This is a genomic window from Citrobacter sp. wls827 (assembly GCF_005280875.1).
Lineage (GTDB): Bacteria > Pseudomonadota > Gammaproteobacteria > Enterobacterales > Enterobacteriaceae > Citrobacter > Citrobacter youngae.
The window spans coordinates 445,475-458,934 of the sequence record NZ_SZWR01000010.1; the positions used below are offsets into that span (position 1 = coordinate 445,475).

13 protein-coding genes and 1 pseudogene are annotated in these 13,460 nt (G+C 51.1%); 4 read left to right on the forward strand and 10 right to left on the reverse strand.

The window, feature by feature from the left end:
- The 7 genes from preA to FDX03_RS05445 all read right to left on the reverse strand — a co-directional run.
- Positions 1-1,230, reverse strand: a 1,230-nt coding sequence (gene preA / locus FDX03_RS05415) for an NAD-dependent dihydropyrimidine dehydrogenase subunit PreA (protein ID WP_137345694.1), incomplete at its 3' end; no start/stop codon positions are given.
- Entirely contained in the window at positions 1,224-2,465 is a 1,242-nt protein-coding gene (locus tag FDX03_RS05420; protein ID WP_137345568.1) for an NAD(P)-dependent oxidoreductase, read from the reverse strand. The genes FDX03_RS05420 and preA, both read right to left, overlap by 7 nt.
- Before the next feature lie 233 nt (positions 2,466-2,698).
- Positions 2,699-2,938, reverse strand: coding sequence for a DUF2542 family protein (locus FDX03_RS05425; RefSeq protein WP_048211174.1), 240 nt, complete (start codon positions 2,936-2,938; stop codon positions 2,699-2,701).
- A 2-nt stretch (positions 2,939-2,940) separates the two neighbouring features.
- Positions 2,941-3,660, reverse strand: coding sequence for an outer membrane permeability protein SanA (gene sanA, locus FDX03_RS05430; protein WP_048211175.1), 720 nt, complete (start codon positions 3,658-3,660; stop codon positions 2,941-2,943).
- A gap of 163 nt (positions 3,661-3,823) precedes the next feature.
- Complete coding sequence (gene cdd / locus FDX03_RS05435) at positions 3,824-4,708, reverse strand: cytidine deaminase (RefSeq protein ID WP_116360472.1); 885 nt, start codon at positions 4,706-4,708, stop codon at positions 3,824-3,826.
- A gap of 148 nt (positions 4,709-4,856) precedes the next feature.
- Positions 4,857-5,552, reverse strand: a complete 696-nt coding sequence (locus FDX03_RS05440) for a CidB/LrgB family autolysis modulator (RefSeq protein WP_048211176.1) — start codon at positions 5,550-5,552, stop codon at positions 4,857-4,859.
- The gene (locus tag FDX03_RS05445; protein ID WP_005129194.1) at positions 5,549-5,947 is read right to left on the reverse strand and encodes a CidA/LrgA family protein; all 399 of its coding nucleotides are present in this window, start codon (positions 5,945-5,947) and stop codon (positions 5,549-5,551) included. The genes FDX03_RS05440 and FDX03_RS05445 overlap by 4 nt, the downstream gene beginning before the upstream one ends.
- A gap of 215 nt (positions 5,948-6,162) precedes the next feature.
- On the opposite strand from FDX03_RS05445, the gene dusC reads away from it, so the two are divergent.
- On the forward strand, positions 6,163-7,107 hold the full coding sequence (gene dusC / locus FDX03_RS05450) for a tRNA dihydrouridine(16) synthase DusC (RefSeq protein WP_048211177.1): 945 nt from the start codon (positions 6,163-6,165) through the stop codon (positions 7,105-7,107).
- A gap of 73 nt (positions 7,108-7,180) precedes the next feature.
- Here the strand turns inward: dusC and FDX03_RS05455 are convergent.
- A pseudogene (locus tag FDX03_RS05455) lies at positions 7,181-7,458 on the reverse strand (SAM-dependent methyltransferase); the annotation flags it as partial.
- A 168-nt stretch (positions 7,459-7,626) separates the two neighbouring features.
- On the opposite strand from FDX03_RS05455, the gene mdtQ reads away from it, so the two are divergent.
- Positions 7,627-9,066: a multidrug resistance outer membrane protein MdtQ gene (gene mdtQ / locus FDX03_RS05460; RefSeq protein WP_048211178.1), complete on the forward strand. Its 1,440-nt coding sequence runs from the start codon at positions 7,627-7,629 to the stop codon at positions 9,064-9,066.
- A gap of 30 nt (positions 9,067-9,096) precedes the next feature.
- Here mdtQ and FDX03_RS05465 read toward each other — a convergent pair whose 3' ends face one another.
- The gene (locus tag FDX03_RS05465; RefSeq protein ID WP_137345569.1) at positions 9,097-9,672 is read right to left on the reverse strand and encodes a DedA family protein; all 576 of its coding nucleotides are present in this window, start codon (positions 9,670-9,672) and stop codon (positions 9,097-9,099) included.
- A 162-nt stretch (positions 9,673-9,834) separates the two neighbouring features.
- Between FDX03_RS05465 and FDX03_RS05470 the strand changes: the two genes are divergently transcribed.
- Together FDX03_RS05470 and pbpG are read left to right on the forward strand one after the other, a co-directional pair.
- Entirely contained in the window at positions 9,835-10,422 is a 588-nt protein-coding gene (locus FDX03_RS05470) for a Yip1 family protein (RefSeq protein ID WP_005129189.1), read from the forward strand.
- 179 nt (positions 10,423-10,601) lie between these two features.
- Positions 10,602-11,549: a D-alanyl-D-alanine endopeptidase gene (gene pbpG / locus FDX03_RS05475; protein ID WP_137345570.1), complete on the forward strand. Its 948-nt coding sequence runs from the start codon at positions 10,602-10,604 to the stop codon at positions 11,547-11,549.
- A gap of 64 nt (positions 11,550-11,613) precedes the next feature.
- On the opposite strand, the gene dld is transcribed toward pbpG, so the two are convergent.
- On the reverse strand, positions 11,614-13,326 hold the full coding sequence (gene dld / locus FDX03_RS05480; RefSeq protein ID WP_137345571.1) for a D-lactate dehydrogenase: 1,713 nt from the start codon (positions 13,324-13,326) through the stop codon (positions 11,614-11,616).
- Positions 13,327-13,460 lie beyond the last annotated feature (134 nt).

Consider the following 13,460-nt stretch of genomic DNA (forward strand, 5'->3'; position numbering starts at 1 on the left):
CGTTAACGCATGTTCTTTCTCTCCGGGTTTAAATTTCACCTCGCCCAGATCAATACAGGCTACCGGGCAAACGTGACCGCACAATAAGCATCCCACACATTTTTCCGTATTGCAGTGTGGTGTACGGGTTTCCTCATTCCATTCCATCGCCTGATGCCCACCGTCGTAACAGGAGATGTAGCAGCGACCACAGCCAACGCATTTATCCAGATGGATGTTCGGATAAACGATGTAGCTACGGTCAAGCTCCTCGGCGGGGATGATATTGCTATTAGCAAGCCCCACCATCTCCTCCAGTGAATCAAACCCTTGATCGGCGAGGTAATGTGACAGCCCGCTGATCATGTCCTCCACAATCCGATAGCCATACTGCATGATCCCGGTGGTCACCTGCAGCGTGGCCGCGCCTAACAGTAAAAACTCGGCGGCATCTTCCCAGGTCTCAATTCCCCCGATGCCGCTAATCGGGAAATCGCGCAGTTCGGGATGCGTGCGCAACTGTTGGATAAATCGCAGGGCGATAGGCTTGACGGCCTTGCCGGAGTAGCCGGAAATACTGGATTTACCGTTGACAACCGGCATTCCGATTTTCCTGTTCAGGTCGATATTAGTGATGGATTTAACCGTATTGATGGTCGCGATACCGTCCGCACCTCCGCGTTTTGCCGCCAGCGCCACTTCATACATATCACCAATATTCGGCGTCATTTTAGCCAGCATTGGCAGAGACGAGCCGCGTTTCACTGCCCGACAATATTTTTCAACCAGCTCAGGGCTTTGTCCTACATCGCTGCCCATAGCATGCGAGGTCATTTGCGGGCATGAGAAGTTACACTCGATCATGTCGGCACCTGCCTCTTCAACCAGGCGGGCCAGTTCCTGCCACTGTTCTTCGTTTTCACCCATGATCGACGTAATCAGGACCTTATCCGGGTAGTCTTGTTTCAGTCGCCGAATAGCAGCCAGATTCTCCTCCAGCGGATGCTCGGCAATTTGCTCCATGTTTTTGAAGCCAATAAAGCCGGTATCTTCTTTGGTCAGATGGTCAAAGCGCGGGGAGACTTCATTGGCAATAAAGAACCCGATCGTTTTAAAAACAATGCCGCCCCAGCCGCTATCATAGGCTTTGGCGCACATCTCATAGCAGTTGCCTACCGGAGAAGAAGAGAGGCAGAACGGGTTGGGAAATTTGACGCCGCAAAAGGTAATAGAAAGATCTTTCGTTAACATGAGCAAGCTCCCTCTAAATAGTGATGAATGGCCTGAGCGGCTTCTTTTCCGGTTTTCACGGCGTATACAACGGTTTTATCGCCTTTAACAATATCGCCCGCGGCAAACATAACCGGATCGGCGGTTTGGTAATTGTGCGTATCGATAAGATTGCGCTGTGGCTTTAACGCGGCAAAATCATCAAGCTGCGCATGTTGACCGACGGCAAGAATAATATGTTCGGCTTCAAACGAGAGTTCTCCTGGCAGGCGTACGTGCTTAAAGGTTACGCGATTTCCACTAACCGCCACAGGCGTGAAACCGTCAATAATTGATACCCCTAATGCCTGGGTGCTGTTGAACTCTTTGTCGCTGGCAGGGAATTCGGCTAGTTCTTCACGCGCGACACAGGTGACGGACGGGCAGCCCAGCAGTTTCAGTGTACTGGCGACATCCATCGCCACATCGCCGCCGCCGATGATCAATGCACTTTTTGCGACGGTAATATCGCCGCTGGCTTGTCGGGCGCGCTGCAGGAAATCGACGGCAATTTCAACGTGATTCGCTCTCTCAAACAGAGGTAACGTTGAACCATAAGACATCCCTACGGTAACCAGTACAGCGCGATATTCAGCTTTGAGTTGCTCAATGGAAAGGGCATGGCCAACTTCACAATTGCACGTGATGGTCACGCCCATTTCAATGATTCGGGCAATTTCAAGATCCAAAACCGATTGCGGCAAACGAAACTCAGGGATGCCATAGCGCAACCAGCCACCTGGCTGAGCCTGTTTTTCGAAGATGGTTACGTCATAACCAAGATTGCTCAGCGTTACGCTGGCCTGTAATCCTGCCGGGCCCGCACCGATGACGGCGACCTTGCCCAGCGTTTTTGTTGCCGGCTGATATATTTTCATCGCGGTCTGCTGTTCAAAATCGGTTATAAAGCGCTGCAGACGCGCGATATCAATAGGTTTATCAATTCCTGAACGCGTACATCCGCGCTGGCATAATTTTTCGGTTGGGCATACGCGGGCGCACACCGCACCGAGCGCATTATTTTCGCGGATAGTTTCGGCTGCGCCTTTAAAATTACGGAAATAAATGGAGCGAATAAATTTCCCCGGGTCGGTTTGCGCCGGGCAATCCTGGCTACAAGGGGCATCGTGACATAATAAACAGCGGGAAGCCTCTTTTATGGCTAATAAAGGGGTAAAAGCAGGCGTGAGCTCATCCAGATAATTTTGTTGTGGCATATTTTCTTCCTTAATGCTTGAGTAAATTAAGGCAAACCGTTAATAACAAAATATAAAAAGTGAAAGGCTATTCTTAAGGCTAAGCACTGCAGGAAGAGTATTCTGTGAAAGGATTCACAAATAGAAGATAGTTTGAGGGAAATGCTGGCGGGCAGCATTAATCCCTTATATTGAAATGGTAACCATTATCATAATATTAGCTATTCTCAAGTGCTAATATAACGGTAATCTCTTTAGCGATAAAAGACTAAATAAATAACCATACCGAAAGATAAACATCCGCATCCGGCATAAACTAATACATAAGACCAGAACTGTAATGGGGCTTCATTCCGGTAGGCATAAACCGGCTCACGCGCATTCTTCTTAATTTTATCTACCGCGCCAGTACGCCAGCCTTTCCAGGCTTCACGGAAACAAAAGAGGGGAATGAGCAGAAAGGCCAATACGACGAAGAGAGTTTGTACATCCATGCTTATTTTCCTTGTTTCTTTTGTAATTCGAGTAATTGTTCTGCAGTGACTGCCGGATATCCCTGGGCATCGTCAGGTACCTGATGCATGGTCGGGATGGGCACCAGCGGACCTAAAAAACGTGGCTCGCGTTTAAAAAGGTAGAGATCGGCCAGCGCACCAAAGCGAGCACCGAATTCGCGCACCCGCACGGTAAGCATATCTTTTGGCGAAGGTACCGCATAACACTGGGCCTGAATCCCCATATGTAGCGCAATAAACAACGCTCGCTCACAGTGGAATCGCTGGGTAATGATGATGAAATCGTTGGTATCGAATACTTTGCGGGTGCGTACAATCGAATCAAGCGTACGGAATCCTGCGTAATCAAGCACGATGTCAGCGGGATCGACGCCCGCGGCAATCAAGTCTTTACGCATCGTCATCGGCTCGTTATAGCTTTGCTGCGCGTTGTCGCCGCTAAGTAGCAGATAGTTTACTTTGCCGCTGTTATACGCATTTAATGCGCCCTGAATGCGGTAGCGATAATACTGATTGATGACGCCGGTACGGTAGTATTTTGCCGTGCCGAGGACAACGCCAACCTGACGGTAGGGGAGATCCTGTAATTCGTCATAGATGTAGGGGGCCGTCTTCCAGCTCATCCATCTGTCGAGTCCAAGCACAGTCAACAGCAGCAAGCCTACCAGGACTAACAGGCTGTAAAACACGCGCTTTAACATGCAGAAAACTCGTTATTTGGATGGAATTTCAATCAGGCTACTGTACCCAACGGCGGAGCGCAAGAAACAGCAGTCTGATTGAGGGGATTTTAGGCATTCTGCGTATTGCCGGATGGCGGTGTAAACACCTTATCCAGCCTACGAACTGGCGTTATTGAAACCATTAACCGAGTAGTACGCGCTCGATATTGTCGCAGCCCAGCGCATTCAGAGTGGCAGATGTCGCGTCCCACTGGATAAGCGCCGCATCCGCTTTTTCTGCCAGCACCGCACGTTGAATGTCCGGATAGTCGTAACCGTTCAGACTCAACAGGTTTAATGCACCCTGCAACGGTGGCAGCGTTGGGTTGAAGGCGGCGTTTTCAGCATAACTGCCGCTGAAAATTTGACCATCCTTACACTCCAGCGCCACGCCGCTCGGGGATTTGCTGTACGGCATGTGGCATCTGTTGGCGGCGGCAATCGCCGCCTGGGTCAGCGCATCGCCTTGCAGCGCGAAGCCGTGATCCTGGTCATCCATCAACAGCGTTTTGATGTCGAGATCTTTTGGCCCAAAAGCGTCCGGCAGATAGTCGCGTAGTGCGTGTGGTTCACGCCCAGGCAGGTGAATACGTAAATCCAGTCCGCTGTTCAGCTCATTCATAAACTGACGGCAGTGCCCGCAAGGGGTGTAGTTGACGGTAATCGCAGCGAGTCCTTTTTCGCCACGTAACCAGGCATGGCTGATGGCGCTCTGCTCGGCGTGAACGGTTTGCTGCATTGTGGCACCAAGAAACTCCATATTCCCACCGAAATACCAGGTTCCGCTGATACCTCGTGAGATTGCGCCAACGTTGAAGTTGGACAGCGGAGTACGCGCGCAGGCCGCAGCTAAAGGCAGCAGAGCGAATGCCAGCGCGTCTTCGTCCAGTCCCGATTCGCGTTTCAGCAAAGAAACCTGCTCAGCCGTCAGCATGGCGGGGAAATGTACATCCGCCAGAACAGGGGCCAGGGCTGATTGCAAGTTATCCGCGAGTTGGGCAAAAGCAGTTTGAAAACGTGGATGCATGGCGTTGCCTCATAACAATGTAATGGAACCGTAGTTTACGGGCCTGATAGGGCTTTATATGTGATCCAAATCTCATTGTTTATGCAACTGATGAAACTTAAATGAAAAATGTGCAACGCATCGCAAATAAACAGCTTAAAAATGCAGATTAGCCAACCACTGCCAGGATAACCGGGAACAGGAATGGGGCAACCAATGAGGTAATAATCCCGCAAATCACCAGCGCCAGTGAGCTAAACGCGCCTTCCTGGTAGTCCAGTTCTGCACAACGAGCCGTGCCCAGGGCGTGCGAAGCGGTGCCCATGGCCAGCCCACGAGCGGCCTTGGTGCGAATACGCATCGCATTAAGCAGGGTATGGCCAAATACGGCGCCGAGGATACCGACAAAAATGACGCACACAGCGCTGATTGCCGGAATACCACCAATACTGCCACCCACAGCCATAGCAATAGGCGTGGTTACCGATTTAGGCATAATAGACGCGGCAATTTGCGGTGATGCGCCCATCAACAAAGCGATTGTTGTACCTGTTACCATCGCCACAACGCTCCCGGCAAAACAGATAGCAATGATTGATTTCCAGCGGGCACGGATTTGGTGCAGCTGCTCATATAACGGATAGGCTAGCGCGACGACAGCAGGTTGCAGTAAATCGTTCAGCACCTCGCTGCCTTTGAAGTAGTGATCGTAGGGGATACCGGTCAGCATCAGAAAGGGAATAATCACCACCATGGCGACCAGCAACGGGTTCAATAGCGGCATTTTAAATCGCGCTGCCAGCTTACGTGCAGCAAAAAATACCGCCAGGGTGAGGGGTAACGACCACCAGATATACGACATCATTGTTTAGACCCTTTTTGGCCAACGATTTTGCGTTCGCCGTGAACAATGTGCGAGCTCCAGCTCACTACCAGGAATACGACCAGTGTACTGATGGTGCAGGACACCACGACCGGACCAAATTGTGCGCGTAGCAAGTCAAAGTACTGCATGATCCCCACGCCAATCGGGACAAACAGCAGGGCCATGTAACGAATCAGTACGTAGCACCCTGGGTTTACCCATTTTGCTGGTAAGATCTGTAATGCCAGTAATACAAACAGAATCAGCATGCCGATAATGCTGCCTGGAATCGTTATAGGCAGCAGTGATGCAAGAAAAATACCTGCGTAGAGGCAGGCATAAATGAGGACGAATGCGCGTAAATATTGCCAGATAATGTTCAGTGACTTGCTCATAATTGAAACCCTTGACGAGACTGATTCATCATACAATTAAACTTTAAAACGTGCTACCGATCACATCATGAATTCTAAGCATAGTGGAAATAGATATCAGGAACATCAGGCAATGCCCCCAATCAGCATAACCAAATCTGTGCCCGGCGCTGAGACGCTTTAATCTCCTGCATAGAGACGTTACCATAGCGCCTCTCTTTTTTGCGGGTAACAATATGCGTGTTTTACTGGCGCCGATGGAAGGCGTGCTCGACTCACTGGTGCGCGAGCTGCTGACTGAAGTAAATGATTATGATCTCTGTATCACCGAATTTGTTCGCGTGGTAGATCAACTACTGCCGGTAAAAGTCTTTCACCGCATTTGCCCTGAACTGCTTAACGCCAGCCGCACGACATCCGGTACGCCGGTGCGTATACAACTGCTGGGGCAGTATCCGCAGTGGCTGGCAGAAAATGCAGCCCGCGCGGTTGAGCTGGGTTCGTATGGCGTCGATCTAAATTGTGGATGCCCGTCGAAACTGGTGAATGGCAGCGGCGGCGGCGCAACGTTACTGAAGGACCCTGAGCTGATTTACCGTGGCGCTAAGGCCATGCGTGATGCGGTTCCGGCCCATTTACCGGTGACGGTAAAAGTGCGTCTGGGTTGGGACAGCAGTGACAGGCAATTCGAAATTGCTGATGCCGTCCAGCAGGCCGGTGCCAGCGAGTTGGTGGTACACGGTCGAACCAAAGAACAGGGCTATAAGGCCGAGTACATTAACTGGCAGGCCATTGGCGAGATTCGCCAGCGTCTCAATATCCCGGTTATCGCGAATGGTGAGATCTGGGACTGGCAAAGCGCACAGGACTGTATGGCCATCAGCGGATGCGATGCCGTCATGATCGGGCGCGGTGCGCTTAATATCCCGAATTTGAGTCGCGTGGTGAAATATAATGAACCGCGTATGCCATGGCCTGAAGTCGTGACGTTACTGCAAAAATATACCCGACTGGAAAAACAAGGTGATACCGGGCTGTATCATGTGGCGCGTATCAAACAGTGGCTGGGCTATCTTCGTAAAGAATATGTTGAAGCGACAGAACTGTTTCAGGAAATTCGGGCTTTGAATAATTCACCGGATATTGCACGCGCGATTCAGGCCATCACAAGTGTTGCCTGATTTATTGCCGGATGGCGGCAATTTGTTCAACCGATGGACCCCATTCATCCAAACCTGGTTTTATCTTTAATCCCCCCTGGCTGAGCGGCGCGGTATAAATAGGATGTTCAGCGGAGAAAACCAGCATTCCGCACGGTATTAATGATTGGTAAATGGTTTGCAATAATCGTTCTATATCGTGCAAATAATGCAGTGCCAGTGAGCTAAATCAAGAATATTTTTTCCCTGTAGGGGAGGGAACATGGCTTGTATTGTTGGCCACTCTGGTGCGCCGTCGAGTCCCTTTACTGAACGATCCAGCGTGGCATATCCGGCAAAGAATGTCGGGTCATCATAGATATTTTGTGACATTACGCCTCCATTTATAATTTATTGGAATTATTTTGACAGAACCATTTACCATGTATATGTTTCTTTACTATGTGATTTTATTTCAAAAGATGTATTGCCACGCGTAACTAAAAAAGAGAATGCGATAAGTCGTACTCTCTGTGCATCTTTTCTTACCTGTATATTCCCATGAATCGTAACTCTGTTCTTGTTGCAACGGCATGTTTGCCGCTGCTTATTTTGATGGTCGGTTGTGCGCCTATGCATGACAATCGTCAATCGCTGTCACAGCAGACGCCCGCTGTGAACGTTGACTCCGCGTTGCCCGCGGCATTAAAAAATGGTTGGCCGGACAGCCAATGGTGGAAGGCGTATCACGATCCACAGCTGAATGCGTTGATTGACAGCACCCTGAAGAATTCTCCAGACATGCAGGTAGCAGAACAGCGCATTCAACTGGCAGAAGCGCAGGCTAAAGCGGTTAAGGCGCAGGATGGTCCAGAAGTTGATTTTTCCGCAGACGTTGAACGTCAAAGAATGTCGGCAGAAGGTTTAATGGGACCGTTTGCCATTACCGATCCTGCTGCAGGCACGACCGGGCCGTGGTACACCAATGGAACCTTTGGTTTAACCGCAGGCTGGAACCTGGATCTGTGGGGTAAAAACCGGGCTGAAGTGGCGGCGCGTATTGGCGAGGTGAAAGCGCGTGAGGCTGAACGTGAGCAAACTCGCCAGCTACTGGCGAGCGGCGTATCGCGTTTGTACTGGGAGTGGCAGACACAGGCGGCGCTTAAAACCGTGCTGACGCAGATTAAAACCGAGCAACAGAACGTCATCACCGTCGATCGTCAACTGTATCAAAACGGGATTACCTCTTCTGTCGAAGGTGTTGAGACGGATATCGATTCCAGTAAAACGGAGCAGCAGCTGAACGATGTCAGCGGCAAAATGAAGGTGATAGAGGCGCGGCTGAGCGCACTGACCAACTCGCAATCTTCCGTCATGAAGCTTAAAGCAACGACGCTACCGGCGGTAGAAAGCCAGCTACCGTCACAGCTTGGTTATTCGCTGCTGGCCCGCCGCCCTGATTTACAGGCCGCGCATTGGTACATCGAGTCATCGCTGAGCAGCATTGATGCGGCAAAAGCGGCATTCTATCCGGACGTTAACCTGATGGCGTTTTTACAGCAGGATGCGCTGCATCTGAGCGATTTATTCCGCCATTCCGCACAGCAGATGGGCGTGACGGCTGGACTGACGCTGCCTATTTTTGATAGCGGCAGACTGAATGCGAATCTCGATATCACGAAAGCGCAGAGTAACCTGACGGTGGCAAATTACAACAAGGCAGTGGTCGATGCGGTGAATGACGTGGCGCGTGCGGCATCACAGGTAGAAACGCTGGCGCAGAAGAACCAGCATCAGCAGCAAATTGAACATGACGCACAGCGCGTCGTGGGGCTTGCGCAGGCACGATATAGCGCCGGTATTATTGCGGGTTCCCGGGTTAGCGAGGCCAAAATTCCGGCATTACGCGAACAGCTTAATGGTCTGGTTTTACAGGGACAGTGGCTGGATGCTTCTATACAGCTGACCAGCGCACTGGGCGGCGGTTACCGCGCCTCCTGATAGTCTGACCCGGCAGAAGCCTCTGTCGGGTCAATTTGCGTGTTCTTTGCGTTTACTTCGCCGTTTCATCCACCAGCGGGCAGCCACTACAACGCCGATAACCAGAACCAACCACACCCCATGTTTAATATGCTGGTCGAGGCTATGCAACCATGGGGCAATCACTTCACCGCCCACATAGCCGAGCGTGGTAAACAGCAATGCCCAGACAAACGCCCCCAGGATATTCAGTGGGATGAAAATCTTCGGTGGCAGGTGGCTGGCCCCAATCAGCAACGGGCCAATGACGCGAAAACCGTACATAAAGCGCGTGCCGACCACAAACAGGTAGGGACGCCGTTGGATCATCTTCTGCGCGTAGTGGATTTTTGCCCGATGACGCGAGAAACGACGTAAGATTTTGCCGCCAAAACGACGCCCAAGTAAGAAGAGTAACTGATCGCCAATCATCCCACTCAACGCGACGGAGAGTACCACCAGCGGAAATTTAAGAATTCCCTGATGCGCAGCAACACCGCCTAGCAAGGTAATGGTTTCGCCTTCGGCAAGGCTGCCAATAATCAGCGCCGCATAGCCGTATTGCTCAACATAATGCGTTATATCCATACGTTGTATGACCTCCACGTTCCATAGCATACACCCAGTGAATAGTTCATGCCGGAAAAGCAGCAACTCAGCGTATCGGTATTTTTCATGTGTACATAAAATAATCAAAAGCTGAATTATACTTGAAGTGTTGAGGTCCGGAGCTGACAAGAAGGGGGCGGTATGAACCATGTCTGGGGGCTGTTTTCCCATCCCGATCGTGAAATGCACGTGATCAACAGCGAAAACGAAAGTGTTTCGCATCACTATACCCACCATGTATTGCTGATGGCGGCAATCCCGGTGATTTGTGCGTTTATTGGCACCACGCAAATTGGCTGGAATTTTGGCGACGGCAATATACTGAAGTTATCCCTGTTTACCGGATTTGCGATGGCAATTCTGTTTTACGGCGTGATGCTGGCGGGTGTGGCCATCATGGGCAGAGTTATCTGGTGGATGGCGCGTAATTACTCGCGACGCCCGTCGCTGGCGCATTGTATGGTCTTTGCCGGATATGTTGCCACGCCGCTGTTTTTAAGCGGGCTGGTGGCGCTGTATCCGCTGGTCTGGCTGTGTGCGCTCGTGGGAACCATCGCGCTGTTTTACACCGGCTATTTACTCTATCTCGGTATTCCAACGTTCCTGAATATCACTAAAGAAGAAGGGCTGAGCTTTTCCAGTTCAACGCTGGCGATTGGCGTGCTGGTGCTGGAGGTTCTGCTGGCGATTACGGTGATCCTGTGGGGTTACGGGTACCGATTGTTCTAGGCGTACAACCTGTCTGTGCTGCGTTGTTGGCGTAAAAGTCAGCAACGCAGCATTTCGAGATGATTCTTCTGTAGCGGCAAACCTGCCGGATCGCTATGATGCCAGAGCTAGCCTGAGATAATCCTTATTTCAGGCGGTGTGCGTTGTGACGTGCGTGAACCATTATCAGAAACCTCATCATGCTGAAATTCCGAGTTTCATTATTAAGTCTTGCCCTGGTGCTGGCTGTTCCTTTTGCACCCCAAGCCGTAGCGAAAACGGCGACTACTGCAGCGGCATCTCAACCTGAGATTGCTTCTGGTAGTGCGATGATTGTTGATCTGAATACCAACAAAGTTATCTATTCGAACCACCCGGACTTCGTGCGTCCGATTGCGTCGATTACCAAATTAATGACGGCGATGGTGGTGCTTGATGCACGACTGCCGCTGGATGAAAAACTGAAAGTTGACATCAGTCAGACGCCGGAAATGAAAGGCATCTACTCTCGTGTGCGTCTGAACAGTGAGATCAGTCGTAAGAATATGCTGCTACTGGCGCTGATGTCCTCAGAAAACCGCGCAGCGGCAAGCCTGGCGCACCACTATCCGGGCGGTTATAACGCATTTATCAAGGCGATGAATGCGAAGGCGAAGTCGTTGGGAATGACCCAGACGCGCTTTGTGGAACCGACCGGGTTATCGATTCATAACGTCTCGACGGCGCGTGATTTAACTAAACTGCTGATTGCCAGCAAGCAGTATCCGCTGATTGGTCAGTTGAGTACGACGCGTGAAGACATGGCGACCTTTGCTAATCCGGCTTATACGTTACCGTTCCGTAACACCAACCATCTGGTGTACCGTGATAACTGGAACATTCAGCTCACCAAAACTGGGTTTACTAATGCCGCTGGTCACTGCCTGGTGATGCGTACGGTTATTAATAACAAGCCGGTAGCGCTGGTGGTCATGGATGCCTTTGGCAAATATACCCACTTTGCTGATGCCAGTCGTTTACGCACCTGGATCGAAACCGGCAAGGTGATGCCTGTTCCGGCCGCGGCGCTGAGCTATAAAAAGCAAAAAGCCGCACAGATGGCGGCAGCGGGTTCAGCGACAGGTGAGCAAACCGCGCAAAACGATTAAACCGTAGGCCGGGCAAGCGAAGCGCCCCCGGCAACGTGCCCGATGGCGCTTACGCTTATCGGGCCTACGATTCTTTCCAGTACTTCTGCTTACTGGTTTTGCCAATACCCGGATTCATACTGTTGGTCGGGTCGTTTTCGCGATAAAAACGCGTCAATGTTTCAGGTGCTTTATACAGATGCCCCACGTTATGTTCTGCAGGATATTGTGCCCCGCGCTCACGCAGTAACACTAGCATTTGCTCTTTCAGTTCGTGAGCATCCACACCTTTCTTCACGATGTAATCCTGATGGAAGACATAGCACATAAAGTGGCCGTAATAGAGTTTGTGCACCAGTTTGCTGTCTATTTCCGGCGGCAGGTGCTCATACCATTCGGTATCGTTACGACGCAGCGCAATATCCAGCGCCAGAATATCTTCCACTTCATCCGCATGGACGGCCTGATATCGAATGGCCGCGCCCGCCGCTGCGAAGCGGTGCAAAAATGCCTTGCTACCTTCTTCCGGCGTACAGGCAAAGAAATCACCTTCGGCAGTTTTGAAAAACTCAGTCAGCCAGCTTTGTGCTTCAGCTACACCGCCACCGGCCATTTTTAACAGCAGGTGATGTTCGTATTTATCACGCCAGCTTTTCATCCGTGCCGGTAAATGGCTGGGGAATAAATGGCCAAACTTCTGCATCGCCCGGTCGGTAAAGTGCGGGCGGAAAATTTTCACTTTTTCCAGCATCGCATCGGTGCGGCCTTTCAGCGTAAAGAAAAACGGCATTTTGTCAGTGCCGAGTTTGTCGATCATCAGAAACGTATCTTTGCCATAGGTTTCGGCGATGTCATAGATATCGCGGTGCATATATTCACCCGCGACCGGCAGATGTTCAAATTTTGCCAGAATATGACGGCGGATTTCCGTCAGCACTTCAGGCTGATTGGTACCGATGTAAAAGACCTGCTGATTTTTTTCGGCTTCGAAGGTGTCCAGACGCACAGCGAAAACCGCGAGCTTACCTGCACAACCGGATGATTCAAACAAGCGATCCGGGTCGGCGTTATAGCGGGCGGGCGTGTCCGCCTCAATATCTCTGACGCGGGTGACATAGTCGTGATCGTGCGCGTGTCGCCCGTCGTGGCGGACATCGTCATCTTTAATCCGCTCGTCATCAAGTTTGCTCAGGATCTGTTCCGGGGTTTGGCCCAGCTCGATACCCAGATGGTTGACCAGCTGCAATTTGCCTTGTTCGTCAATACGCGCAAAGAGCGACATTTCTGTGTATGCCGGACCACGTTGCACCAGCGATCCGCCAGAGTTGTTGCAGATACCGCCGATCACGGAAGCACCGATACAGGAAGAGCCGATCACCGAATGCGGTTCACGGCCAAAAGGTTTGAGCGCCTTTTCCAGCGAATAAAGTGTCGTACCGGGATAAGCCAGCACCTGTTCACCGTTGCCGATGACGTGCAGCTTATCGAGGCGCAGAGTGCTGATGATAACGATGTCGCGATCGTAATCATTGCCGCTAGGCGTAGAGCCTTCGGTCAGACCGGTATTGGCGGCTTGCATCAGGATTATTTTGTCAGCCGAGACGCAGGCGTTGAGGACACGCCACAGCTCTAATAGCGAGCCAGGGAATACGACGGCGAGCGCATCGCCCTGGCCCGAGCGGAAGCCTTTACGATAACGGGCAGTTTTGGCCGGTTCGGTGAGCAGGTGTGAATGGCCGACCAGTCGGGTCAATTCAGTCAGAAACGCTTTATTATCAATTGTTGTAATGGAAGACATTCTCCACTCCTTGTGGTGGGACTCAATATCAGGAACAAGCATAGCGCTATGTATGACAATACGCTTTCTCATTCGCATTGTCTCTGTGTTGTATCCCACTGATTCATGCTGGTTTTGAAAATTCAGAGAATATC

Excerpts from the sequence above, each read along its gene's own strand:
- dld (WP_137345571.1), bottom strand. The coding sequence starts at position 13,326 with ATGTCTTCCATTACAACAATTGATAATAAAGCGTTTCTGACTGAATTG.
- FDX03_RS05440 (WP_048211176.1), bottom strand. The coding sequence starts at position 5,552 with ATGATGTCGTATATCTGGTGGTCGTTACCCCTCACCCTGGCGGTATTT.
- pbpG (WP_137345570.1), top strand. The coding sequence starts at position 10,602 with ATGCTGAAATTCCGAGTTTCATTATTAAGTCTTGCCCTGGTGCTGGCT.
- FDX03_RS05470 (WP_005129189.1), top strand. The coding sequence starts at position 9,835 with ATGAACCATGTCTGGGGGCTGTTTTCCCATCCCGATCGTGAAATGCAC.
- FDX03_RS05425 (WP_048211174.1), bottom strand. The coding sequence starts at position 2,938 with ATGGATGTACAAACTCTCTTCGTCGTATTGGCCTTTCTGCTCATTCCC.
- FDX03_RS05420 (WP_137345568.1), bottom strand. The coding sequence starts at position 2,465 with ATGCCACAACAAAATTATCTGGATGAGCTCACGCCTGCTTTTACCCCT.
- mdtQ (WP_048211178.1), top strand. The coding sequence starts at position 7,627 with ATGAATCGTAACTCTGTTCTTGTTGCAACGGCATGTTTGCCGCTGCTT.
- dusC (WP_048211177.1), top strand. The coding sequence starts at position 6,163 with ATGCGTGTTTTACTGGCGCCGATGGAAGGCGTGCTCGACTCACTGGTG.
- FDX03_RS05465 (WP_137345569.1), bottom strand. The coding sequence starts at position 9,672 with ATGGATATAACGCATTATGTTGAGCAATACGGCTATGCGGCGCTGATT.
- cdd (WP_116360472.1), bottom strand. The coding sequence starts at position 4,708 with ATGCATCCACGTTTTCAAACTGCTTTTGCCCAACTCGCGGATAACTTG.
- sanA (WP_048211175.1), bottom strand. The coding sequence starts at position 3,660 with ATGTTAAAGCGCGTGTTTTACAGCCTGTTAGTCCTGGTAGGCTTGCTG.
- FDX03_RS05445 (WP_005129194.1), bottom strand. The coding sequence starts at position 5,947 with ATGAGCAAGTCACTGAACATTATCTGGCAATATTTACGCGCATTCGTC.